The 23,427-nt window shown below is 60.5% G+C and carries 16 protein-coding genes and 2 pseudogenes; 13 read left to right on the top strand and 5 right to left on the bottom strand.

The window, feature by feature from the left end; genetic code table 11:
• The first annotated feature begins 107 nt into the window (after positions 1-107).
• The 6 genes from BKD70_RS20815 to BKD70_RS20790 all read left to right on the top strand — a co-directional run bounded on the left by BKD70_RS20815 (position 108) and on the right by BKD70_RS20790 (position 8,871).
• Entirely contained in the window at positions 108-1,121 is a 1,014-nt protein-coding gene (locus tag BKD70_RS20815; protein ID WP_047274618.1) for a zinc-dependent alcohol dehydrogenase family protein, read from the top strand.
• Positions 1,122-1,539: 418 nt separating this feature from the next.
• Complete coding sequence (locus tag BKD70_RS20810) at positions 1,540-2,982, top strand: hypothetical protein (protein ID WP_047274617.1); 1,443 nt, start codon at positions 1,540-1,542, stop codon at positions 2,980-2,982.
• A 90-nt stretch (positions 2,983-3,072) separates the two neighbouring features.
• Positions 3,073-4,722, top strand: coding sequence for a VRR-NUC domain-containing protein (locus tag BKD70_RS20805; RefSeq protein WP_047274616.1), 1,650 nt, complete (start codon positions 3,073-3,075; stop codon positions 4,720-4,722).
• Entirely contained in the window at positions 4,719-6,971 is a 2,253-nt protein-coding gene (locus BKD70_RS20800) for an ATP-dependent DNA helicase (protein ID WP_047274615.1), read from the top strand. Before BKD70_RS20805 ends, BKD70_RS20800 begins: the two co-directional genes overlap by 4 nt.
• Positions 6,972-7,272: 301 nt before the next feature.
• Positions 7,273-7,662, top strand: a complete 390-nt coding sequence (locus BKD70_RS20795; protein ID WP_047274614.1) for a RidA family protein — start codon at positions 7,273-7,275, stop codon at positions 7,660-7,662.
• A 3-nt stretch (positions 7,663-7,665) separates the two neighbouring features.
• Positions 7,666-8,871 carry an amino acid deaminase gene (locus BKD70_RS20790; RefSeq protein WP_047274613.1) on the top strand — a complete coding sequence of 402 codons (1,206 nt, stop codon included), beginning with the start codon at positions 7,666-7,668 and terminating at the stop codon, positions 8,869-8,871.
• Between the two features lie 47 nt (positions 8,872-8,918).
• Here the strand turns inward: BKD70_RS20790 and BKD70_RS20785 are convergent, their stop codons facing one another.
• Together BKD70_RS20785 and BKD70_RS20780 are read right to left on the bottom strand one after the other, a co-directional pair.
• On the bottom strand, positions 8,919-9,194 hold the full coding sequence (locus tag BKD70_RS20785; protein ID WP_047274612.1) for a peptidylprolyl isomerase: 276 nt from the start codon (positions 9,192-9,194) through the stop codon (positions 8,919-8,921).
• A 44-nt stretch (positions 9,195-9,238) separates the two neighbouring features.
• A complete protein-coding gene (locus BKD70_RS20780) occupies positions 9,239-11,407 on the bottom strand; it encodes a PAS domain-containing hybrid sensor histidine kinase/response regulator (protein WP_047274611.1) in 2,169 nt (722 codons plus the stop codon).
• Between the two features lie 254 nt (positions 11,408-11,661).
• On the opposite strand from BKD70_RS20780, the gene BKD70_RS20775 reads away from it, so the two are divergent.
• The 3 genes from BKD70_RS20775 (at position 11,662) to BKD70_RS20765 (ending at position 15,945) form a co-directional block, all read left to right on the top strand.
• On the top strand, positions 11,662-12,963 hold the full coding sequence (locus BKD70_RS20775) for an OprD family porin (RefSeq protein ID WP_047274610.1): 1,302 nt from the start codon (positions 11,662-11,664) through the stop codon (positions 12,961-12,963).
• Positions 12,964-13,070: 107 nt separating this feature from the next.
• Positions 13,071-13,823 (top strand): precorrin-6A synthase (deacetylating), encoded by a 753-nt coding sequence (gene cobF / locus BKD70_RS20770; protein WP_047274609.1) that lies wholly within the window; start codon positions 13,071-13,073, stop codon positions 13,821-13,823.
• 124 nt (positions 13,824-13,947) lie between these two features.
• Positions 13,948-15,945: an acyltransferase family protein gene (locus BKD70_RS20765; protein WP_047274608.1), complete on the top strand. Its 1,998-nt coding sequence runs from the start codon at positions 13,948-13,950 to the stop codon at positions 15,943-15,945.
• On the opposite strand, the gene BKD70_RS20760 is transcribed toward BKD70_RS20765, so the two are convergent.
• Positions 15,937-17,229, bottom strand: a complete 1,293-nt coding sequence (locus tag BKD70_RS20760; RefSeq protein ID WP_047274607.1) for a glycosyltransferase — start codon at positions 17,227-17,229, stop codon at positions 15,937-15,939. The genes BKD70_RS20765 and BKD70_RS20760 overlap by 9 nt on opposite strands.
• Positions 17,230-17,392: 163 nt before the next feature.
• Between BKD70_RS20760 and BKD70_RS20755 the strand changes: the two genes are divergently transcribed.
• Positions 17,393-18,580, top strand: a complete 1,188-nt coding sequence (locus tag BKD70_RS20755; protein ID WP_047274606.1) for an acyl-CoA dehydrogenase family protein — start codon at positions 17,393-17,395, stop codon at positions 18,578-18,580.
• A 112-nt stretch (positions 18,581-18,692) separates the two neighbouring features.
• Positions 18,693-20,219 (top strand): annotated as a pseudogene (locus BKD70_RS20750) (FAD-binding protein); the annotation flags it as partial.
• Positions 20,220-20,246: 27 nt separating this feature from the next.
• Here BKD70_RS20750 and BKD70_RS24865 read toward each other — a convergent pair.
• Positions 20,247-20,681 (bottom strand): annotated as a pseudogene (locus tag BKD70_RS24865) (amidase family protein); the annotation flags it as partial.
• Positions 20,682-21,035: 354 nt separating this feature from the next.
• Between BKD70_RS24865 and BKD70_RS20745 the strand changes: the two are divergent.
• Positions 21,036-21,296, top strand: a complete 261-nt coding sequence (locus tag BKD70_RS20745) for a hypothetical protein (RefSeq protein WP_047274605.1) — start codon at positions 21,036-21,038, stop codon at positions 21,294-21,296.
• Between the two features lie 17 nt (positions 21,297-21,313).
• Positions 21,314-21,610, top strand: coding sequence for a putative quinol monooxygenase (locus BKD70_RS20740; RefSeq protein ID WP_047274604.1), 297 nt, complete (start codon positions 21,314-21,316; stop codon positions 21,608-21,610).
• Positions 21,611-21,650: 40 nt separating this feature from the next.
• On the opposite strand, the gene BKD70_RS20735 is transcribed toward BKD70_RS20740, so the two are convergent.
• Positions 21,651-23,423, bottom strand: coding sequence for an acyl-CoA dehydrogenase C-terminal domain-containing protein (locus tag BKD70_RS20735; RefSeq protein WP_047274603.1), 1,773 nt, complete (start codon positions 23,421-23,423; stop codon positions 21,651-21,653).
• Positions 23,424-23,427 lie beyond the last annotated feature (4 nt).

The raw sequence follows: 23,427 nt of genomic DNA, 5'->3' as shown, positions 1-23,427 counted from the left end.
CGCCGATCAATGTCAGACATGTCGACTATTAATGCTGTCTGTTAGTCTTGCGCACAAAGCCCCGATAAAGTCCTGGGGTATTAGCGATTAATTTGGCGAGGTTTGCGATGTCGCGCACGATCCGTTTTCACAAGTTTGGCTCGGCCGAGGTGCTCAAGTGCGAAGAGCACGAGGTCGCTGCGCCCGCGCCCGGAGAAGTGCAGGTGCGCGTCGAAGCCATTGGTATCAGTTGGTACGACGTGCTCTGGCGGCAAAATCTGGCACCGTCACAGGCTCGTCTGCCCGCCGGTATCGGTCAGGAGATGGCGGGGGTCGTGACCGCAGTGGGTGAGGGCGTGAGTGACTTGAAGCCGGGCGACAAGGTGGCCAGCTTTCCTGCGCACAGTGCCAATGACTACCCGAGCTATGGCGAGCAGGTCCTGATGCCGCGTTCTGCCCTGACCCTCTATCCTCAGGTGCTGAGCCCGGTGGAGGCCAGCGTGCATTACACGCCCTTGTTGATTGCCTATTTCGCCTACGTGGACTTGGCGCGGGTCAAGCCGGGGCAGACCGTGCTGATCACCGACGCCAGCCATTGCGCAGGGCCTTCGTTCGTGCAGATGGGCAAAGCGTTGGGCGCCAAGGTGATCGCGGCCACCAAAGATGCCGCCGAGCGCGATTACTTGTGCGAACTGGGCGCCGACAAAGTGATCGTTACCGAAGAACAGGACTTGCTGATGCAAATCAACAAGATCACGGACGGTCGAGGCGTAGACACTGTGTTCGACGGGTTGGGCGGGCCGCAAATGTCAGTGCTGGGCGATGTGCTTGCCCCGCGCGGCAACCTGGTGCTTTACGGTTTGCAAGGCGGTAATCAAACGCCATTTCCGGCCTGCGCGGCGTTCCAGAAAAACATTCAGTTCTTTGTGCATTGCATCGGTAATTTCACCGGCAAGCCGGAATTGGGTATCGCTCAGGACCAAGAGGCCATGGCCCGTGCGTTGCAAGCCATCAATGAATGGACGGCCGACAGGATCCTGCGCCCGCTGGTGGTCAAAGTGTTTCCTTTCGAGGAGTTTGTGCAAGCGCATCGTTATATGGATGAATGCCCGTGCAGAGGGCGAGTCGCCCTGCAAGTGTGAGTTCGCATCGTGTTAACGGGCTGATGAAAACGTCACCCACCCTGGATGAGGGTGGGTGACGTTTTTGTTTGGGTTAATCATTCAGGTTGAAACTTCTCGGTTTGATGTTTAAAGGCTATTCGATGTGTTTAAAGTGTTCGAGGATTACTTTGTGGTCTTGTTAAACATTAAAGTGTGACCGGTCAGTCTAATTATTTATATGCTCAAATGGCTTTTCATTTGGGTGCGAATACTGATAGCTTACTGATGGCCACTCATATGGAAGTTGGTTGGCATTGGGCGCATCTGGATGAATGCTAGTTGCGTAGTCTAATTCTTACATTTAAGTAATACCTCTCCTTGTTTTTATAGGGCGGGTATGTCTGGCCGCTTTGAGTGTGCCTGCGAATACTAATAAGACGTTGCGGAGGGTTAACCCATGAGTACCTTTCATGAGCAGGCCATGAGCTTTGTATATCAACAAGTTCTGCATCGCCTGACAGGGTTCTTCAGTCGGCATGAGCGCATTGCGTTGCAATTGTTGATACAGCGGTTACTGGTGGCCGCGGGCGGTGTCGAGCGTATCGGTCAGTTCCGGTTGATGGTGGTGCATGAGGGCGGCAAGGAAAGCGCCTATACCCTGGCGTTCTTGCGCGCAGCGCAGTTGAGTATTGCCGCCCGATCACCCGTGACGTTCATGTTGCGTCTGGCCGTGCTGCGCCAGCCGCGGCTTACGGCGTCGGTCATGGCAAGGTTTCATCACCAGTGCAATGAGTTATTCCTGTATGACGACGATCGCGTCGAACTGCTACAGGTCGATGACACGGGCGCACATCCCATCACACGCCATACCCCGTTCAATGAGCTGAGCCCGGTGGCCAGTCGGCAGGATGTCTTGATGTGGGGGCATGTGTCAGAAGGGGACGCAAGGGCGACTTTTTTGTATGGCGACCTGTTGTCACGGGCCGCGCTCTTTCAAACCGCCTACAGGTGGGGGGGCGTGGTCAATGCACTGATTGACAGACGCCCGCCGCCGCATCTGGGCGAATATGCGCATTGGATGATCAAGGTGGCACAGCGCCTGGGGCTCTGTACGGCCAGCCCGCCGGACGATGTACTGACGGCCGCGCTTGATATGTGCCGGCAACTTGATCAGGCATCGCGCTTGATGATGCCCCCGCATTCCATACCCGACCAGCGTCCTGTCAGTGCCGCGCCCCGCGGGGAGTTGGCGGTGATTAACGTGTTTGATTGTCTGTCCTGCGAGATGGAAATCCTCAACTCTGAGGCCCTTCATTTTACCGAAGGCCAATTGAATGCCCCGGGTGTCAATATTGAAGAGCCACAAACGGCAGTGGTGCTGGTTGAAGCCCATATGCAGGGGTTGCGTCACCGTTACACCGAAGCAGGCGATTATTGCAGTGGCGTCAGTTTATATCTGCAAAGTCTGGCCAAGCAAAATGAATGTAACCCTCGATACAAGGGGCAACTTACGGGTGTCATCGCAAGTGCATTTAATACACCCAAGCGAATTCAGAAGTTGCGAATACAGATAACGCAGTATTTGAATGATCTGTATAACTTGAGCGACGAGCATATCCGTTGTTTTATTCAATCGCCTTTTGTCGAACAGGGCGGCCAGTTGGAATCGTTCGTGCAGGGTAACTACCCCGACAAATTGCCGTTGTTAAACGAACTTCATCACGCCTTGCAAGCACAACCTGATGCCTGCGCGCGACACGCAGGCTGGCTTGAAACCATCAGCGGCCTGCCTATGAAATCCCTGCAGGCGCTTTATACCTTGCGCAAGATTGATCTGGCCGAAGGCACGACCCTGATCGACATTCTGGCGTCCCACGATCCCGGTAAGCGACGCGGCTGAACCATTCATCCATTAGCCATTGCCAACCCGCCGGACGACCTGATATCTGTACGCTTATCCAGTATTAAACGTCAGTGGTTTGTTCCGCCTGTGATTTCCAATCCCCTTGAAGACCCGTTGTACTACCTGAAGAACTTCCAGCACGTCCTGCACTGGATCAAATCCCGTTACGACGACCTGCTGAACCTCGAAGAGCAGTGCTTCATTGACACCTTCCTCCAGTTGCCGGGCGCCTCACAGGCGCTGTGGGTGAGGCTGGTCATGCGCAAGGGCACGCATTTTCGCGCCAGCAAGCTCAATTACGCAGAAATCGGGGACATCGCCGGTGCAGCGGCGCCCTTGCTGGAACAGGGGTGGGTGAATGACCAGGCACGGATCAACCTGGCAGACGTGTTCGAGGTGTTGCAAAAGGCAGAGTTGTTGCGCTTTTTCGCGGCGCATATTGCTGATCCCAAAGGCCGAAAGTCCGACTGGGAAGCCCGGTTGAGCCTTGAGCTGACCCATGAGCAACCCTTGGGCAACTGGTGCCCGGGCCTTGAAGACCGGCTGTTGACCCTGACCAACCGGGCCCTGGGTGATCGTCTGCGCCTGATGTTCTTCGGCACCCTCAACCAGAGCTGGTCCGACCTGGTATTGGCTGACTTGGGTCTGTTTACCTATGAGGCCGTGCCATTGAGCCCGGCGTCCCGTGCCCTGCGGTGTCGGGCTGATATTGACGGCTATTTGCACCTGCATGCGTGCCGCGAACAGTTCGAAGCCGCGCAAGACGTCGAACTCGTTTTGCAGCACGTGCTGGACTACACCGCCGATAACCGCTGGCTGGCACGTCGCCGCGCGCGTTTGTTGTTTCAATTGGGGCACTACCACGAGCGTGCCGGCGATCATTTGCGAGCCCTGCACATTTACCCTCATAGCCAGCACCCGCAAGCCCGTGTGCGCACGGTGCGGGTCATGGAGCACCTGCAAGCGTACGAGCAGGCGTATGCGCTGGCACAAACGGCCGAGCAGGCACCGTTGACTGACGCGGAGCTCCAGCAGGTGCAGCGCATGATCCCGCGCCTGCGGCGCAAACTCGGCTTGCCCGCCGAGCCACGCGCCAAACCCCGCGCCCCGCAACGCCTTGACCTGTGCCTGGAGCGCCATGCGCAGCGTTCAGTGGAGTTCAGCGTGGTGGCCCATTTGCACACCGAAGATGCACCGGTGCATTACGTGGAAAACACCCTGATCAACGCATTGTTCGGGTTGTTGTGCTGGCCTGCCATTTTCGCGCCGTTGCCGGGTGCATTTTTTCATCCGTATCAAAGCGGCCCCGCCGATTTGCTGGAGGACGACTTCCACGCGCGTCGGGCCGAGTTGTTCGACGCCTGCTTCGCGCAATTGCACGACGGACGATACCGCCACACCATTCGCGACACGTACACCCGAAAATACGGCCTGCAGTCGCCATTCGTGGCCTGGGGCCACCTGAGTGAACACCTGCTGGAGGAGGCGCTGAACTGCCTGCCGCCCGCGCATTTGCAGCTGTGGTTCAGTCGGCTGTTACTGGACATAAAAGCCAACCGCACCGGCATGCCCGACCTGATCCAGTTTTGGCCCGCGCAAAAAACCTACCGCATGATCGAAGTCAAAGGGCAAGGGGATCGCCTGCAAGACAACCAGCTGCGTTGGCTGGCCTTTTGCGAGCAGCACCAGATGCCGGTCACGGTGTGTTACGTGCAATGGCAGGAATGCACCGCGTGAGTTATCGCATAGCAGTCAGGGCCTTGTGCGAGTTCACGGCCAAAATCGGTGACCTTGACCTGCGCTTCACGCCGTCCCCGAGTGCGCAACAAGGCATGGCCGGGCATCGCACCGTGGCATCCCGCCGCTCTGCCAGCTATCAAGCTGAACTGAGCCTTGAGGGTCATTACCGCACGCTCTGTGTACGGGGCAGGGCCGATGGCTACGACCCGCTGAACAACGTGCTGGAAGAGGTCAAAACCTTTCGCGGGGACTTCGCGGCCCTGCCGGCCAATCATCGTCACCTGCACTGGGCACAGGCCAAGGTGTATGGCTGGTTGTTGTGTCAACAATTGGAGCTGCCCGCGGTCAATCTGGCGCTGGTGTATTTCGACATCGTCAGTGAAAAGGAGACCCGGCTGCAGGAACAATGGAGCGCCGCTGACCTGCAACAGTTTTTCACCCGCCAATGTGAGCAGTTTCTGGCGTGGGCGGAACAGGAGGTGGCGCACCGCGCCCTTCGCGACGAGGCCGCCCGCGGGCTGGCATTTCCCCACCCGGTATTTCGCACCGGGCAACGCCCGCTGGCCGAGGCCGTGTACAAAACCGTCAGCACCGGCCGCTGCCTGATGGCCCAGGCGCCAACAGGGATTGGTAAAACGGTGGGCACGCTGTTCCCGCTGCTCAAGGCCATGCCTGCGCAACAGCTGGACAAACTGCTGTTCCTCACTGCCAAAACCCCTGGCCGACAGTTAGCGCTGGACGCGGCGCAACGGCTGTACCCCGCCGCAGGCCCGACAGCGCTGCGCGTACTTGAGCTGGTGGCACGGGACAAAGCCTGCGAATACCCGCAAAACGCCTGCAATGGCGAGGCCTGCCCATTGGCCAACGGTTTTTATGACCGTTTGCCGGCCGCGCGTCAGGCCGCCGTTGAGCACTCGCTTCTCGATCAGGCCACGTTGCGCGAAGTGGCCCTGGCGCATCAGGTATGCCCGTATTACTTGAGCCAGGAAATGGCCCGCTGGGCCGATTTGGTGATCGCCGATTACAACTATTACTTCGACTTCAGTGCCTTGTTGTATGGCCTGGCACAGGCCAACCAATGGAAAGTCGCCACCCTGATCGACGAAGCCCACAACCTCGTGGAGCGGGCCCGCCAGATGTACAGCGCAAGCCTCGACCAGTACAGCCTGAACGCGGTGCGCCTGAATGCGCCGGCGCCCCTCGACAAGGCGTTCAAGCGCCTCAATCGCGAGTGGAACGCACTGCACAAAGCGCAAATCGGCCCGTATCAGGTTCATCCGCAACTGCCGGGCAAGTGGCTGAACGCGTTGACGGCCTGCATCACCGCGATAGGCGATTACCTCAACGATCACCCGCACGGCATGACCGGCGAGCTGCAGGGTTTTTACTTCGAGGCGCTGCAATTTAACCGGGTGGCGGAGCTGTTCGGCACGCCTTTCATTTTCGATGTCACCCTGCGGGACACCGGCAAGCGCCGCTTGTCACAGCTCACGCTGCGCAATGTGGTGCCCGCGGCTTTTATCGGACCGCGCCTGGCCAGTGCGCACAGTAATGTGCTGTTTTCAGCCACCCTTAACCCCCGCGCGTATTACGCCAATCTGCTCGGGCTAGCGCCAGACACGGTATGGGTCGACGTCGAGTCGCCGTTCAAGGCCGAACAGCTGTCGGTGCGCGTCATGAGCCACATCTCCACCCGCTTCAGCCACCGGGCAACCTCCCTGGCGCCGATTGTCGAGCTGATGGCCGAGCAGTTTGAACAGCGGGCGGGCAACTACCTGGCGTTCTTCAGCAGTTTTGACTACTTGCAGCAAGTGGCCGCGCTGCTGGCTGAACGCTACCCGCACATCCCCCAGTGGCAACAGGCCCGGCGCATGGATGAAACAGCGCGTCAGGGGTTTCTCGACCGTTTCACCCTGACCGGGCAGGGCATCGGTTTTGCGGTGCTGGGCGGCGCATTTGGAGAAGGCATCGACCTGCCTGGCGCACGCCTGATTGGCGCCTTTATCGCCACCTTGGGGCTGAGCCAGTTCAACCCGGTCAATGAACAGATCAAACAGCGCATGGCCGCGTTGTTCGGAGCAGGGTATGACTACACCTATCTGTATCCGGGCTTGCAAAAGGTCGTGCAGGCGGCCGGTCGCGTGATCCGCACCCAAAGCGATCAGGGCACAGTGTTCTTGATTGATGACCGGTTTGCCGAGCCCAACGTGCAACAGCTGTTGCCCGCGTGGTGGGCGTTGCAGTAACGACTCCACTGATCGGAAACAGCCTGAAACATTATTCGCTGCAATATCACAGCGACATCACCGGCTGATAGACTGCGCGCCGCTGAAAATCTGCCAGTCGTCCGAGCAGATTGGCGCCCTTGCCGTTGAGTACTGAACGTGAAACGTGCGTTTTTGCTGTATGTGGTCTGCATGACCCTCGTCCTGGCCGGGTTCGCCTGGATCTTCATCACCCTCTACCGCTAACTCCACGCCTGCGCGTGTATGGCAAACTCCCAGACCTTGGGCGCTTTCGTCGCCCGTTCTTGTCGAGGAGAGTGTCATGAGCATCAAGCGTTTCGGAACAGGCGCCATAGGCGCCGGTGGTCAGCCGTTGCCCTTTGCCCGCGCCGTGGAAGCCGATGGCTGGCTGCACGTTTCGGGGCAGGTGGCCATGGAGCAGGGCGAAATCATTGCTGGCGGCATCGTCGAGCAAACGCATAAAACCATGCAAAACCTGATCGCAATCCTCGAAGAAGCCGGTTACGGCCTCGAAGATGTGGTGCGTGCAGGCGTGTGGCTGGCCGATCCGCGGGACTTCTGGAGTTTCAACAAGGTGTTCGCCAGCTATTTCAAGGCTGAACACGCCCCGGCCCGCGCCTGCGTACAGGCAATGATGATGGTGGACTGCAAGGTCGAAATCGACTGCATTGCCTACAAAGCCAAGGGGTGAGCCATGAGCCGGAGCGAAGTGGAAAAGGGCGCGGCGCGTGTCGCAGACCACCTGCTGTGTGATGTCAGCCTCCCGGCCCTGGTGATTCATCGCCAGGCGCTGGAGCACAACATTCGCTGGATGCAGGCGTTCGTCACGGGCAGCGGCGGCGAGCTGGCCCCCCATGGCAAAACCAGCATGGCCCCGGCCTTGTTTCGTCGGCAAATGGCGCAGGGCGCCTGGGCGATGACCCTGGCCACCGCGGTGCAGACCCGCACGGCGTATGCGGCCGGGGTGCGCCGGGTGTTGATGGCCAACCAGTTGGTGGGTCGCCCGAACATGGCCCTTATCGCTGACCTGTTGGACGACCCCGGTTTTGAATTTCACTGCCTGGTCGATCACCCGGACAACGTTGCCGCCCTCGGCGCGTTCTTCGCTGAACGCGGCCAGCGTTTGAACGTGATGATCGAATATGGCGTCGCAGGCGGGCGATGCGGTTGCCGGACCGAAGCCCAGGTCATGGCCCTGGCCGCTGCCATCCGCGCGCAACCGGCGTTGGCACTGACCGGGATCGAAGGCTACGAAGGGGTGATTCACGGCGCACAGGCCGTCACCGACATCCGCGCCTTTGCCGCCTCCTTGGTGCGCCTGGCGCTCACCTTGCAGCGTGACGGCGCGTTTGCGCGAGACACGCCGATCATCACCGCGTCGGGCTCGGCCTGGTATGACCTGATTGCCGAAGCCTTCGCCGCCGAGGCGGCCAGTGGACGCTTCCTGAGTGTTTTACGCCCCGGCAGTTACGTGGCCCATGATCACGGGATCTACAAAACAGCGCAATGCTGCGTGCTGGATCGGCGCAGCGACTTGCACGAGGGCCTGCGCCCGGCGCTGGAAGTGTGGGCTCAGGTGCAATCGCTGCCCGAACCCGGATTGGCCGTGGTGGCGCTGGGCAAGCGCGATGTGGCGTATGACGCAGGGCTGCCCGTCCCGTTGAAGCGTTACCGCGAAGGGGATGCCGCTGACGTGGGCGATGACGTGAGCGCGTGCACCGTAACGGCGCTGATGGACCAACACGGGTTCATGACGGTCGCTCCCGGCATTGAGCTGCGCGTGGGCGACATCATCAGCTTCGGGACGTCCCACCCGTGCCTGACGTTCGATAAATGGCGTACGGGCTGCCTGGTGGACGAACAGCTCACGGTGGTTGAGCCTTTCGAGATCTTTTTTTAAGCCTTTGGCGGTTGAGGCACGCGGTTGCGCTTAGGTGACCGCGCCCCTCAGTCGCGGAAAAACACCTGCACCAGGTGGTAGCCAAATTTGCTTTTGACCGGGCCATGCACCACGCGCAGCGGTTTTTTGAAGATGATCTGGTCGATCACGCCAACCATTTGCCCCGGCCGCACTTCGCCCAGATCGCCGCCGCGCTTGCCCGAAGGGCAGGTCGAGAACTTCTTGGCCAGCACGTCGAAGGCTTCGCCCTTGGCAATGCGTTGCTTGAGGGACTCGGCTTCTTCTGCGGTTTTCACCAGAATGTGGCGGGCTTGAGCTTTCATGGGGCGTATACCTTGCAGCTGTAGGGCAAATTCGAGGGCGCGGATTATGCCTGAGTTTTCGCCGGGATCATTGCTCGAATCAGGGTCGCCAGCTTATCCACCGAGAACGGCTTGCCGATCATGTCCATGCCTGTGTCCAAAAAGCCCTCGCGCTCGATCGCACTTTCGGCGTAGCCGGTCATGAACAGTACGCTCAGGCCGGGTCGCTGTTGACGGGCGATTTCCGCCAACTGGCGGCCGTTCATGCCGGGCAGCCCCACGTCGGTCACCAGCAAGTCGATGCGCAGCGACGACTCCAGCAATGCCAACGCGGTTTTGGCATCCGGCGCCTGATGGGCGGTGTAGCCCAACTCATCCAGCACATTGAGCACCAGCGTGCGCACGGCCGGGTCATCCTCTACCACCAGCACGCTTTCACCTTCGATGGCGCAGGGCGCATCGGGGCGGGTGACTGGCGGACGGGGTTGCACCTGCAGGTTGTAATGGCGGGGCAAGTACAGGCGCACACACGTGCCGTTGCCGCTTTCACTGGTGATGGTCACGTGCCCGCCCGACTGCTGGGCAAAGCCATAAATCATCGACAGGCCCAGCCCCGTGCCCTGGCCAATGGGCTTGGTGGTGAAAAACGGATCGAACGCTTTGGCCAGCACCTGTGGCGTCATGCCCGAGCCGTTGTCGCTGACTTCGAGCATCACATAGTCCCCGGCCTTGACCGGCTCCAGGGTGCTGATGTCCGTGCCGTCGAGGTAGCTGTTGCGGGTGCGCACGCGCAAGGTGCCGCCTTGGGGCATGGCATCGCGGGCGTTGATAATCAGGTTCAGCAAGGCACTTTCCAGCTGGCCCGCATCGGTGTTGACGGCCCAGATGTTCTCGCCCAGTTGCACATCAAGGGTGATATGGGCGCCTTTGGTGCGCCTGAACAGCTCTTCCAGTGAGGTCACCAGATGATTGGGGTCCAGCGGCTTGCGGTCCAGCGACTGGCGCCGTGAAAACGCCAGCAGCCGGTGGGTGAGGGCTGCCGCCCGCTGTGCCGAGGAAACCGCTGCATCGGTAAAACGGCCGATCTCGGCGCTGCGGCCCGCCGCAATGTAGCGTTTCATCAGGTCAAGGCTGCCGATGATGCCGGTGAGCATGTTGTTGAAGTCATGGGCGATGCCGCCGGTCAATTGACCCACGGCTTCCATCTTCTGAGCATGGCGCAGCGCGTCTTCGGCCCGTTCGCGCTCCTGCATTTCGCGTTGCAGCTGAACGTTGGCTTCAGCCAGCGCCTGCGTGCGTTCAGCCACCCGTTCTTCCAGGGTTTCATTGAGGTGGAGCAGGGCTTGTTCGGTTTTCTTGCGTTCGGTGATGTCCAGCGCTGCGCCCATGAACCGCTGGGCGCGGCCCGAGTCCGCACTGAAGCAACGGCCGCGGGCGAACACCCAGCGGATGGTGCCGTCGGCGTCCAGCAGGCGGTATTCCTCGGCGTACTCGCCATTGCTGGCCACACAGGCTTTGATCGAGCGCGTCAGCAGGCCCCGGTCTTCGGGGTGGACGCCTTGTAAATACGCGGTAATCGGTAATTGCCCCGACAACTGCGGCTCGATGCCATGCATCTGCGCGAATCGGCTGTCGGTCACGAACAGGTCCTGGTCGATGTTCCAGTCCCAGGTGCCCACGCCATTGGTGACGGTCTGCGCCAGTCGCAGACGTTCCTCGGTGTCATGCTGGGCTTGGCGCGTGGCTTTTGAGCGCTGGCGCAGCTTGATGGCCGTGCGACGGCGGCGCGAAGCCTTGACCGCCATCATCAGGACCCCGGCCACCGTGCCGGACTCGTCGCACACCGGGCTGAAGGTCAGGTCGAGCCACATTTCATTGGCGTGCTGGCGATCAGGGATCAAAAAATACTGGTCGACGTGGGTGCGGCTTTCGCCTGCCAGCACGGCGTCAATGATCGGCTGGGTGAACTCCCGGTACTCGGGCCAGCTCTGGTGCACCGGCTGGCCGAAGGCGTTCGGGTGTTTGTCACCGGCCAGCACGGCAAAGCTGTCGTTGTAGATCTGCGTCAACTGCTGGCCCCACAGCAACAGCATGGGCATGGGCGAGTTCATTAACAGCTGCACGCAGGTGCGCAGGCTTTGCGGCCAGTCAGCCACATCACCCAGCGGGTTTCGTTGCCAGTCCAGGCGTTGCGACAGGGGCGCGAGTTGGCTGAGGGAAAATACGGCGCTCATGAAAAATCCTGAGGGTGTCAATCGTGGGTGCGTCTATTTAAGGCCGGATATGGGTGAAACGCTATTAACGACGTGAACAGGGTTAAATTTGGGCAAAAGGCCATCATTTGCGACTAAGGTCGTATGAGGCAGCGGCTTAGCCTTTCGTACAATTGCGCCCCCTTTTGCATTGAGCGCTTTAGCCCCGGTTTTTGACCGAAGGTGCAGGCTCAATGGTTTTCGTCTTGCGAATGATTCGCTGCTGGAGCTTGTACATGGTTGTCCCTTTTTCGTTGTTGCCACCGTGCCGGGTTGCACGCCTGAGCGCGCTGGCCGTGTGCGCCGGTTTTGCCGCACATACCCAGGCCGGCGGTTTTATTGAAGACAGCACCGCCAAGCTCGAAGCCCGAACGGTGTACTTCAATCGCGATTTCCGGGACGGCAGCACTTCCAGCCCGCAAGGCGCCTCCAAGCGCGAAGAAACCGCCCAGGGGTTTATCCTCAACGTGCAATCTGGCTACACCGAAGGCACCGTGGGCTTTGGTCTGGACGCGCTGGGCATGCTGGGCCTGAAACTGGATTCCAGTCCCGCCGACAGCAACAGCGGGCTGTTGCCTTCGACCGGCAGCGACCCGCGTCGTTCCAAGGACCAATACGCGAAAATCGGCGTCACCGCCAAAATGCGTATATCTGACACGGTGCTCAAGTACGGTGCCTTGCTCCCGGACCTGCCGTTGCTCAAGTACAACGACGGCCGTTTGCTGCCGAACATGTTCAACGGCGCGATGCTGGTGTCCAAGGATGTCAACGACCTGACCATCATGGCATCGCGCCTCAATCGCTACACCGCGCGTGATTCCACCGACCCGCAGGATTTGCGCCTCAACTGCAAGAACAAGCGTTATGGCTGCAACATCACGGCCGATCACTTCAACATGTACGGCCTGGACTACAAGGTTAACGAGCGTCTGACCGCGCAGTACCACTACGCCGAACTGCAAGACATCTATCGCCAGCAATTCGTCGGTCTGCTGGCCAACCAGCCGATCGGGCCGGGCGTGCTGTCGGCCGACGTGCGCCTGCTCAAAAGTGACGATGCCGGTTCTGCCAAGGCATCGACCATCGACAACCGCGCACTGGGGGCCATGCTGGGTTACTCGCTGGGCGGGCATAAAGTCAGCGCGGGCTGGCAGCGCATGAACGGCGACACGTCGATGCCGTATCTGGATGGCAGCAACCCGTACCTGGTCAACTACCTGCAAGTCAACGATTTCGCCAACGCTCAGGAACGCTCCTGGCAAATGCGCTACGACTATGACTTCAAGGCCATGGGCTACAACGGCTGGTCGTTCATGACCCGCTACGTGAACGGCGACAACATCAAGGTGGTGGGCCGCGCCGAAGAAGGCAAAGAGTGGGAACGCGACACCGAGGTCAAATACATCGTGCAAAGCGGCACGTTCAAAGACCTGAGCCTGCGCTTTCGCAATGCCACCTACCGCACCAACTACTCCAAATTCGCCCGCGACGTGGACGAAACCCGCCTGATCGTCAGCTACAACCTCAACATCTGGTAACGCACATTCCCCGCGCCTCAGCCCGGTATCGACCGGCTGATTCGCGGTGCGCAGGGCCGCTTGGCGCTCTATAGTCAGCGGCACGACGACTGCGGAGCCTTTTGTGTATGAAAACCCTTCTGCTGATTGGCATGGGCGCTGGCGATCCTGAACACATCACGGTGCAGGCGATCGAAGCGCTCAATCGTGCGTCCGTGTTTTTTGTACTGGATAAAGGCCCCATTACCCAGGATCTGGTCCGGCTTCGGCTGGAAATCTGCCAGCGTTACATCCGTAACCCGGCGTATCGCGTGGTTCAGGTCAACGATCCCAAGCGTGACAGCGCAACCGCGTCTTACACCGCCGGGGTCGAGCACTGGCACGCGCAACGCGCCGAGGTCTACGCACGCTTGATCGACAGCGAACTGGCCGACGGAGCCTGCGGGGCTTTTCTGTTGTGGGGCGAGCCTGGGTTATACGACAGCACGCTGCGTATTCTTGAGCGGGTTCGTGAGCAGGGCAGCAGCGCGTTTGACTATCACGTGATCCCCGGCATCAGCAGTGTGCAAGCCCTCGCGGCCCGGCATCGCATTCCCCTCAACGGCATCGGCCAGCCGATCCGCATCACCACCGGGCGACAACTGTGCGCCGATGACCTGGACAACGTCGTGGTCATGCTCGACGCCCAGTGTGCGTTCGAAGCCTTTGTCGACGAAGACCTCGACATTTACTGGGGCGCTTACCTCGGCACCGCCGATGAAATCCTGATTGCCGGCAAGTTGCGCGACGTGTGCGCACAGATCAAACAGGCCAGGGAGCAGGCCAGGCAGCGCAAAGGGTGGGTGATGGACACTTATGTGTTGCGTCGACGCTCACCATGACCCCAGTACGCAGTCCCTGTACTCGATCCACGGACTACGCCAAATCAAGACATGGACTACTGCTCATAAGGTAACGCGACGTTACTGTTCGCCCGGTTAATCCATCGCGCGAGCAGGTAATGCCATGCCCCGACACTTTTGCGCCTACATTGCCGGCATTGATGGTCTGCGGGCCATTGCGGTGCTGGCCGTCATTGTGTTTCACCTCGGCTACCTGAACGTTCTACCCGGCGGTTTTGTCGGGGTGGACATGTTTTTTGTGATTTCGGGGTATGTCATCAGTCAGTCCCTGAGTGAGCGCTCGTCAGACGGGTTAGGGGCCTGCCTGGCCGATTTTTATCGCCGCCGCTGCGTGCGCATCCTGCCTGCCTTGCTGTGTGTGCTGCTGGTCAGTTTTGTGCTGTCTGCCCTGTTCATGCCGCAATTTTGGCTCAGCGATCACTTCAATCGCACCGGCCTTGCGGCGTTTGTGGGGCTGAGCAATGTCGTGTTGGCGCAGCACACGCAGACCTATTTTTCCCCCGGCAGCGACCTCAACCCGTTTCTTCACACCTGGTCACTGGGGGTCGAAGAACAGTTCTATTTAGTGTTCCCGGGGCTGTTTTGGCTGTGGCTGCGTTATCGCTCACGGGTTTGGCTGGCACGGGCGCTGCTGCCCGGCCTGGCGTCGGCGTCTTTGCTGATTTGCGCGATCCAGTCCACCGCTGCGCCGCTGTCGGCGTTTTACCTGCTGCCCGGGCGCTTTTGGGAGCTGGCAGCCGGGGCCATGCTGTTCCAGGCCATGGGCACCCGGCGCGGCGTCATGACCTCGGGGGCACTGCCGCATGCTGCCTTGATAGCGGGGGCAGTCTTGCTGCTCGGCAGTTTCTGGCTCGCCCGGCCGGGCCCGTTTCCATTCCCGTGGGCACTGGTCACGGTGGCGGGCACGCTCTTGATGCTGGCCGGGATCATCCTGCCCGCACCTGAAACCACCTCGCCGTTGCAGCGTGCGCTGTGCAGTCCCGCGCTGACCTATCTCGGCCGATTGTCTTACTCGCTGTACCTGTGGCATTGGCCGGTCAGGGTGTTTTTTCAATGGACCACAGGCCTGCAACTGCTGTGGGTGCAGTGCCTGTACCCGCTGCTGGTCTTTGCGCTGGCGGCGGCGTCCTATCACTGGATCGAACGGCCGGTGCGCGCCAACCCGTCGGCATGGCTGCGTACGCCGCGGCGCACGGTGGCCCTGAGCGGTGCCGCAGTTGGCCTGTGCGCCCTCATGGCGGTGGCCATCACGCGCACGCCCGAATTTTTCTCCTTGAGCCAGACCCGCGACAGCTACACCTGGCATGCGTACCGCCACTGGCCCAGAGAGCCTGTGCCAAAAATTGAAGACCCACGCCTCGAAAACCGGCAGTTGTTTGTGCTGGGGGATTCGCATGCCGCGGCCTACCGCACCCTGTTCAAGTGGATCTCCTTGCAATTGGGCATTGAGGTCATTGAATACGAGCGGGGCGGCTGCGGGGTGCTGACCCTGATCGCCGGTGACACGGCCCGTTGTGCGCAACGCCGCGAAGCCGACTTCAAGGACATTGCAGCCCGTGCGCGCCCCGGCGACATCGTGTTTCTGCCCTCGCTGCGCATGCCCGAGCTTGATGGCCTCGACTGGGCCCGAGGTGAAGAGGCAGTGGTCAACGAGTTGCTGGCGGGCATCGAGCGCGAGCAACAGGCCGCACAAGCCTCGGCGCTGGCGACCCTGAGCAGGCTGTACGCGCTTGACGTGCAGGTGCTGGTCGAAGCGCCCAAACCGCTGTTCAAGGCCGCGCCGAGTCGCTGTTCCGACTGGTTCAACCAGATGAACCCGGTGTGCGCCCCCGGTCTGACGGTGTTTCGCCATACGTTGCAGCGTTTGCGCGCGCCTCAACTGGCCTTGCTTACGCGCCTGCAACAACAGCACCCCGCGCTGGCGGTGTGGGACCCGTTCCCGGTGCTGTGCCCGACGGACGTGTGCTCGGCCTATGACCGCAACAACGGCAAACCGCTGTTCTTTGATTCCAACCACCTCAGCGGCCACGGCAATCGCGTGCTGGCGCCGTCCTTCAGTGCCGCGCTGCAAGCCTTGTGGGGGATCACGCCGTTAGAGTGAGCGGTTTTTGGCCTCGATCCACTGCGCCATGTATTGCGTACTTTTGTGATGGTGATGGCGCAACATGGCCCCGGTGAAATTCTGGCGACGATGACGCTCAAGGTCGGCACGACAGGCCTCGATACGCTGCACCAGCGCCGGGCCATGAACGCGCTGCTGAAAACGTTCAGCCAGCAATGCCCGGCCATGCGCTTGAGCCTGCTGCCACACGGCCTCGTTGCGGTACAACTCGACGGCCGCGGCGGCAAGTGCGGAGGCCGAGGTGGCAATGGCCCCGGCCCATGGCAAGTCACCGTGCATGCCCTCGGCACCCACCGGTGTGGTGACGTTGGGGGTGCCGCACAGCATAGCGTCAGCGATTTTGCCCTTGATGCCTGCACCAAAGCGCAACGGCGCCAGGCAGACCCGCGCCTGGCGCATCACCGCCAGGGCATCCTCGGCCCAGTTGAGGACATGGAACCCCTGGGCCGGGTTATGCAAGGCGGTGGCCTTGGGCGGGGTATAAGCGCCATAAATGTGTAACTGGGCATCCGGCAGTTGCTGTCGGATCAGCGGCCAGACCGTGTTTTTCATCCACAGCACCGCGTCCCAGTTTGGCGCATGGCGAAAGTTGCCGATGCTCAAGAAGTGCTGGCGCTGCGCGTAGGGCACAAACGTTTCGGGCACGCCATCGACCATCAGCGGGCACAGGTGCAGCAAGGCGTTGGGGACGTGAAACTGCTCCACCAGCAAGTCGATCTCGTAGTCGGAAATCATCAGGTTCAGGTCGCTGCGGTAAATCGCGGCCAGCTCGCGCTGCGCGAGGTCGGTGTCGGCCATGTGCTCGAAGATCGCATGCGGGGCAGGGGCGAACAGCGCGCTGAAATCGTCCGGGTCGGTGTCGTGCTTGAGGCGTGCCTTGAGCTGCTGATGGCGGGTGTCGCGCAGGCTTTGCAGGTCTGAGGTTTCCAGCACTCGCAGGGCCTGGGGGCAATGTTTCTCGACCCGCCAGCCGAATTGTTCCTCCATCATGAAACGGTCAAACAGCACGATGTCCGGTGCCAGTTCCCGGATGAAGGTATCGAAACTGCTGTTGTTCAGCGCGATGCTGACCTCGTCGATCCCCAGCGCCGCCAGATCCGCCTTGTGCTCGCCCACGCCTGCGGGGCTGCTGAACGTGATGTGCCAGCCCTGCTGCAAAAAACTCTCGATGATTTGCATCATGTGCCCACCGGCCGCGGACGAGCGCGGTTCCGGCCACACGTAACCGATGATCAGGACGCGGGTGGGGGCAGTCGACGGCATGGGGCAGATCCTTGAAACACGGAGGCTGAAAAAAGGCGGCAATTAAACCACAACGGGGTTGGGGCTAGTCCGCTTTGACGATGATGGCCGCCGTCACAGGCCGGATTATTCGTCACAGACCGCCCGCGCATTCGCGCAGCGAGAGACTGACGGAGAACCAAAGATGGACCCGACCCGAGTGAAAAGTCCGATAGAGCTTGAGCTGCTGGAACGCGCACGCACCCTGATCCCGGCCCTGCAAAGCCGTTCGGCCCAGGCCGACAAAGACTGCAAACTGCCGGATGCCACAGTGCGCGACTTGCAGGAAGCCGGTTTGCTGCGCGCCTTGCAGCCCAAGGCGTGGGGTGGTCACGAAGTGGACATTCGCACGTTCTTTGAAATCCAGATGATCCTGGCCGAAGGCTGCATGTCCACGGCCTGGGTGTTTGGCGTGATGGGCGTCCACCCGTGGCAACTGGCCCGCTACCCGGAACAGGCCCAGCGCGACGTGTGGGGCGAAGACAGCGCGGCGCTGGTGGCCTCCACCTACATGCCGGTGGCCAAGGTGACGCCGGTCAAAGGTGGGTATCAGGTCAGCGGCCGCTGGGGGTTTTCCAGTGGCAGCCAACACGCGCAGTGGTGTTTCCTCGGCGGCATTGTGCCGCAAGACGAAACCGGCCCCACCGAGCATGGGACCTTTTTGCTTCCGGCCAGCGATTACCGGATTGAACAGAACTGGGACGTGTTGGGCCTGCGCGGCAGCGGCAGTCACGACATTGTGGTCGAAGACGTTTTCGTGCCTGCCCACCGCGTACAGCGCACCAACAACTACAGCGTCGAAGCCACCCCCGGCCGCTTGATCAACACCAACCCGATGTACTCGATCCCGTTCGCCCAGGTGTTTGCCCGGGCGGTCTCGACCTCGGCCATTGGAGCCTTGCAAGGGGCGATCAACGCATTTCGCGACAACGCCGCCGGGCACATCGGCAAGCATGGCGCCAAAACCGCCGAAGACCCGGCCGCGCAAGCCGCCGTGGCAGAAGCGATCATCACCGTGGATGCTCTGAAACTGGTGTTGGCGCGCAACTACGGGCACTTGTTGGCGCTGGCCGAAGCGGGCCAGTACCCGGATGTCGAAACGCGCCTGTTGTACCGCTATCAGTCGTCCCACGTGACCAACGTGTGCGCCGACCGCGCCAGCGACCTGCTGCGGTGCATGGCGGCTTCGGGGCTGTACAGCGGCAACCCGGTGGCGCGGTATTTCCGCGACCTGCATCAAGCGCGTGGGCACATCGCCAACAACGAGGCGGCTTACCGGCGCAGTTACGGGCTGGTGCAGCTGGGCCTGCCCAACGCCGACCCGTTTGTCTAATCGGCTCCCACGCGTTGACCGCACCGCGCCCGTCGCTGCCCGTGAATGCTCACGGCAGTGGCGGGCGTGACGTCAGCATGAATTTCAGACCTCAGCGGATGGCACAACAACAATGACGGCTCAAGTTCAGTCTCAGTCCAGCTATGACGTGATCGTGGTCGGCTCCGGTGCCGGCGCCATGACCTCGGCCCTGTTCGCCGCCGATCAGGGCCTTTCGGTGCTGATTGTCGAAAAAAGTAACCAGTATGGCGGGACGTCGGCCATCTCTGGCGGCGGCATCTGGATCCCCAACAACCATTACTTCAAAGCCAAAGGCGGGCACGACAGCCCCGAGCTGTCGATGCAATACCTCAAGGCGGCGACCGGTGAACACGGCGATGAGGCGCGTCTGCAGGCCTATCTGGACAATGCCGCGCCGATGATCAAAGCACTGACGCACACGAGTCGCGTGCGGTATGCGGTGGCGGAAAAATACCCCGATTATTACCCGCACCTGCCCGGCGCCTTGCCGGGTGGGCGCACGCTGGACCCGGAGCTGTTCGACACCAGCCTGCTGGGTGACGAGCTGGCGAACCTGCGTAAGCCGTCGCCGTCCACCTTGCTGATGGGGCGCATCGCCTGGACCGCACGGGACGCGCACACCGCCATGGCCCGCAGTTTTGGCTGGCAGTGGCTGATTTTCAAATTGATGGCGCGCTACAAACTGGATTTCAAATGGCGCCGTAAAAGCAAATTCGATCGCCGCGCGGCGCTGGGCAGCTCGCTGGTGGCGTCACTGCGCCGCTCGCTGATGGACCGCAACGTGCCGCTGTGGCTGAACACCGATTTTGAAGAGCTGCTGGTCGACGATCAGCGCGTGACCGGAATTAAAGTCCGCAGCGCGGGCAACGTGCTGACGCTCAAGGCGCGGCGCGGGGTGATTTTTGGTTCGGGCGGCTTTGAACAGAATCAGGCCTTGCGCGAGCAGTTCTTGCCGCAACCGACCCGTGCCAGCTGGAGCGCCACGCCACCGGGCAACAACACCGGGGCTGCGTTGCAAGCGGGGCTCAAGGCCGGGGCTGCCACGGCCTTGATGGATTGGGCCTGGTGGGCGCCGACCATTGCCGTGCCCGGCGAAGAAAAACCCCGTGGGGTGTTTGCCGAGCGGGCGTTTCCGGGCGCCATCGTGGTTAATAGCCTCGGCCACCGGTTTGTCAACGAAGCGGCCCCGTACCTTGAATTTGTCGATGCCATGTACAAAGACAACCTCAAAACCGGCGGGCGTTCGGTGCCCGCGTGGGTCATTTTTGACGGGCACTTCCGTTTCCATTACGCGATGGGCCCGTTGATGCCCGCCCAAGTGGCGCCTGACAGCCGCTTGCGCAAAGAGTGGCTCAACACCGTGTACTGGAAAGCCGACAGCCTGGAGGCCTTGGCCGCGCAAATCGGCGTCGATGCCCAGGGCTTGGGCGATACCGTGCAAAAGATCAATCACTACGCCCAGACCGGTGAAGACCTGGACTTCGCCCGGGGTGGCAACGTCTTTGACCGCTATTACGGCGACAGCAACATCACCCCCAACCCGTGCCTGGCCCCGATTCGTAAAGGCCCGTTTTACGCCATGCGCCTGGACGATGAAGGCATCGTCAGCGGCGGGTTGCCCGACCAGTGCCAGCGAACCTGCGCTGGTCTGCATGGAATCGGCCGTCTGAATATTGTCTTTGAGCAGAACCGGGACGCCGTGCAGCGGACCCCGCACTTGGCCAAGGCTGCGTTCCTGATCCCTTTGAGCGGCAATTGTCAGTGCATCGGGGTTGAGTTCAATAATTGAATTAATGGCGGGGCCGTTTTTATCCAGGCGTTCAATACGATTCAGCAAGTAATTCACCACAGATACCGATGTAAGCCCTTGCAGTGTGTATTTGTCATTCAATTGGCTAACACTTGCGTACTCTACACCCTCAAGTAGATGCAGTTGCGCCGGATCAATCGGTTCACTATTGATAGTGTTGGGTGTCGAGGAAGCAGAAGTGGCAAATGCGTAGGGATGACTCAGCACACTTAACGCTAAAACCAGTGAAACTTTCAGAGCGGACAATCCTTGTCCTTTTATTGCTTGCATGTCTGACTCTCTTGCAGGTTGGTTTGTGATGTAACACGACAAGAATAGTCAGGCTTAACGTGGCAGATAGACGTGATTGCTCAGGATGTATGACTCATTGTTGCGCAGTTGACGCTCATGGCCGACGGATGAGGCTCGCCAGTTTTCTACGTCACCAACGGCGGTGATCTCGCGTGATACCGAGCCTTGGCGGCTGTTGGCCACGGGTCAACAGCATTGATCCCGCGCACGAATGTGTACGCGCGGCTTTCTGAGTGGGCCAGAGCGTGCTATTGCTTAGGGGGCATGACAGCTGAGGTGCAGGGTCACGCCGTGACTCTGCGTTCGCCACCGCAACGTTAATGAGGTGCAGATATGCCGGTAAAACATGATTTGGCTTTGGACTTGGGCATCACCAAGCATGAATTGAACAAGTTGAGTGCCGAGGATCCTCACCTTGCAGCGCTGATCCATAAGTACATTGAAGCGGATCAGCACGTGGTTGAAGCCGAAAAAAACGAGGCCATCGGCACTTCCGATGACACGTTAATCCTGCTCAAGGACAAGCGGTTGAAGGTCAAAGATAAAATCGTCATCGAACTGAAGAGGTTGAGCACCGCTCAGCACGCGCAATGAGTGCCCACGGAGCCGATATGTCCAACGCCATCAAAGTGGTTGCCATCCTGTGTGCCAAGCCAGGCAAGGGTGACGCCCTGAAAAAAGCGCTGCTGGCTTGCGTACCGGCGTCACGCAAGGAGCCAGGCTGTCTGTTCTATCACTTGCACGTCGACCGCGCAGATCCGCAACGGTTTGTGTTCATGGAGGGCTGGAAGGATCAGGCAGCAATTGATTTTCACCAAACAACCGATCACTACCAGAAAATGGTCGCTGCTGCGGCCGATTTGGTTGAGCACCGTGAGGTGCTGTATCTGGATGAATTGAGTCAGTGATGCGCTGACGGCGGCCCTGAACAGGCCGCCGTTTTTTTGCTTAAAAACTGGCCGTGTCCAGCTCAAACAACGGTTCGCTGCCCGCGCGAATCGATTGCTCCAGGCTCAGGATGCGTGGCAGCAAGCGGGTGAAGTAAAACCGCGCCGTTGCCAGCTTGGCGGTGTAGAACGGCGGGTCGGCGTCCATGGACGACTGGGCCACGTCCGCCATACGCGCCCACAGCCAGGCATAGGCCACGTAACCGAACAGGTGCAGATACTCCACCGACGCTGCGCCGATTTCATTAGGGTTACTCGCGGCCCGGGTCAACAGCCAATCAGTTACGTCTTCAAGGCGCTGCACGGCGTCGAGCAGTTCGCGGGCATAGGGCTTACCGGGCAGGCTGGCGAATTGCCGAATCTGACGCGTAAACAACCGCAAGGCTGCGCCGCCGTTGGCAACCACTTTGCGCCCGAGCAAGTCCAGCGCCTGAATGCCGTTGGTGCCCTCATATATTTGTGCAATCCGCACGTCGCGCACTAATTGTTCCTGCCCCCATTCACGGATATACCCGTGCCCGCCGAACACTTGCTGCCCGAGTACGCAGCTGTCGAGCCCGGTGTCCGTGAAAAAGGCTTTGGCGACCGGGGTGAGCAACGCCACCAATGCGCTGGCTTGCTCCTGTTCCTGCGGGTCGTCCGAAAACTTCGACAGGTCCAGTTGTTGACCGACATAGCTGGCGAATGCCCGGCCGCCTTCGGTCATGGCTTTCATGCTTAGCAACATGCGGCGCACGTCCGGGTGGACGATGATCGGGTCGGCCACTTTGTCAGGCGCCACTTTGCCCGTGGGGGCGCGACTTTGCAGGCGCTCGCGGGCGTAGGTACGGGCATTCTGATAAGACGTTTCGGCACAGCCGATGCCTTGAATGCCTATCGACAGGCGCTCGTAGTTCATCATGGTGAACATCGCGGCCAGACCTTTGTTGGCTTCCCCGATCAACCAGCCGCAGGCGCCGTCGAAATTCATCACGCAGGTGGCCGAGGCCTTGATGCCCATTTTGTGTTCGATAGAACCGCAGGTCACGGCGTTGGCAGCGCCCAGACTGCCGTCCGCATTGACCCGGCGCTTGGGCACCAGAAACAGCGATATACCCTTGGGCCCCGGCGGTGCATCCGGCAACTTGGCCAGCACCAGATGAATGATGTTCTCGGTCAGGTCCTGCTCGCCGCCGGTGATAAAGATCTTGCTGCCAGTGATGAGGAAGCTGCCATCGGCCTGCGGCTCGGCGCGGGTGCGGATAATGCCCAGGTCGGTACCCGCATGGGCTTCAGTCAGGCACATGGAGCCCGCCCAGCGGCCTTCATACATCGGCGGCAGGTAGGTGCTTTTCAGCGCGTGAGTCGCGTGGGCATCAATCGCCAGGCAGGCGCCGGAGCTGAGCGCCGAATACAGCGCAAAGCTGGAGTTGGCCGCATAGAGCATTTCTTCAAATTGCACGGCGAGCATTTTGGGCATGCCCATGCCGCCGAATTCAGGGTTGCCGGACAATCCCACCCAGCCGCCTTCAATGTACGTGGTGTAGGCCGCCTTGAACCCGCTTGGGGTGGTGACGGTGGTAGCTTGCCATTGAGCGCCTTCTTCGTCGCCGCTGCGGTTGAGCGGCGCAATCAGTTGGCCAGTCACTTTGGCGGCTTCTTCAAGAATGGCGTCAGCGGTGTCGGCATCGACATGGTCGGCCAGCGCGGGCAGGCGCGCCCACAGCGCGGGGGCTTCGAACACTTCGTGCAGTACAAAGCGCATGTCGCGCAGTGGAGCATTGAATTCAGGCATCACA

Source organism: Pseudomonas sp. BS-2016, from assembly GCF_001806145.1.
GTDB lineage: Bacteria > Pseudomonadota > Gammaproteobacteria > Pseudomonadales > Pseudomonadaceae > Aquipseudomonas > Aquipseudomonas lundensis.
The sequence above is the reverse complement of the archived record's forward strand: the minus strand, read 5'-3'. Positions and strand labels throughout refer to the sequence as shown.

Coding starts and splice junctions, on each gene's coding strand:
- BKD70_RS20815 (WP_047274618.1), top strand. CDS start 108: ATGTCGCGCACGATCCGTTTTCACAAGTTTGGCTCGGCCGAGGTGCTC.
- BKD70_RS20810 (WP_047274617.1), top strand. CDS start 1,540: ATGAGTACCTTTCATGAGCAGGCCATGAGCTTTGTATATCAACAAGTT.
- BKD70_RS20795 (WP_047274614.1), top strand. CDS start 7,273: ATGAGCATCAAGCGTTTCGGAACAGGCGCCATAGGCGCCGGTGGTCAG.
- BKD70_RS20790 (WP_047274613.1), top strand. CDS start 7,666: ATGAGCCGGAGCGAAGTGGAAAAGGGCGCGGCGCGTGTCGCAGACCAC.
- BKD70_RS20785 (WP_047274612.1), bottom strand. CDS start 9,194: ATGAAAGCTCAAGCCCGCCACATTCTGGTGAAAACCGCAGAAGAAGCC.
- BKD70_RS20780 (WP_047274611.1), bottom strand. CDS start 11,407: ATGAGCGCCGTATTTTCCCTCAGCCAACTCGCGCCCCTGTCGCAACGC.
- BKD70_RS20775 (WP_047274610.1), top strand. CDS start 11,662: ATGGTTGTCCCTTTTTCGTTGTTGCCACCGTGCCGGGTTGCACGCCTG.
- cobF (WP_047274609.1), top strand. CDS start 13,071: ATGAAAACCCTTCTGCTGATTGGCATGGGCGCTGGCGATCCTGAACAC.
- BKD70_RS20765 (WP_047274608.1), top strand. CDS start 13,948: ATGCCCCGACACTTTTGCGCCTACATTGCCGGCATTGATGGTCTGCGG.
- BKD70_RS20760 (WP_047274607.1), bottom strand. CDS start 17,229: ATGCCGTCGACTGCCCCCACCCGCGTCCTGATCATCGGTTACGTGTGG.
- BKD70_RS20755 (WP_047274606.1), top strand. CDS start 17,393: ATGGACCCGACCCGAGTGAAAAGTCCGATAGAGCTTGAGCTGCTGGAA.
- BKD70_RS20745 (WP_047274605.1), top strand. CDS start 21,036: ATGCCGGTAAAACATGATTTGGCTTTGGACTTGGGCATCACCAAGCAT.
- BKD70_RS20740 (WP_047274604.1), top strand. CDS start 21,314: ATGTCCAACGCCATCAAAGTGGTTGCCATCCTGTGTGCCAAGCCAGGC.
- BKD70_RS20735 (WP_047274603.1), bottom strand. CDS start 23,423: ATGCCTGAATTCAATGCTCCACTGCGCGACATGCGCTTTGTACTGCAC.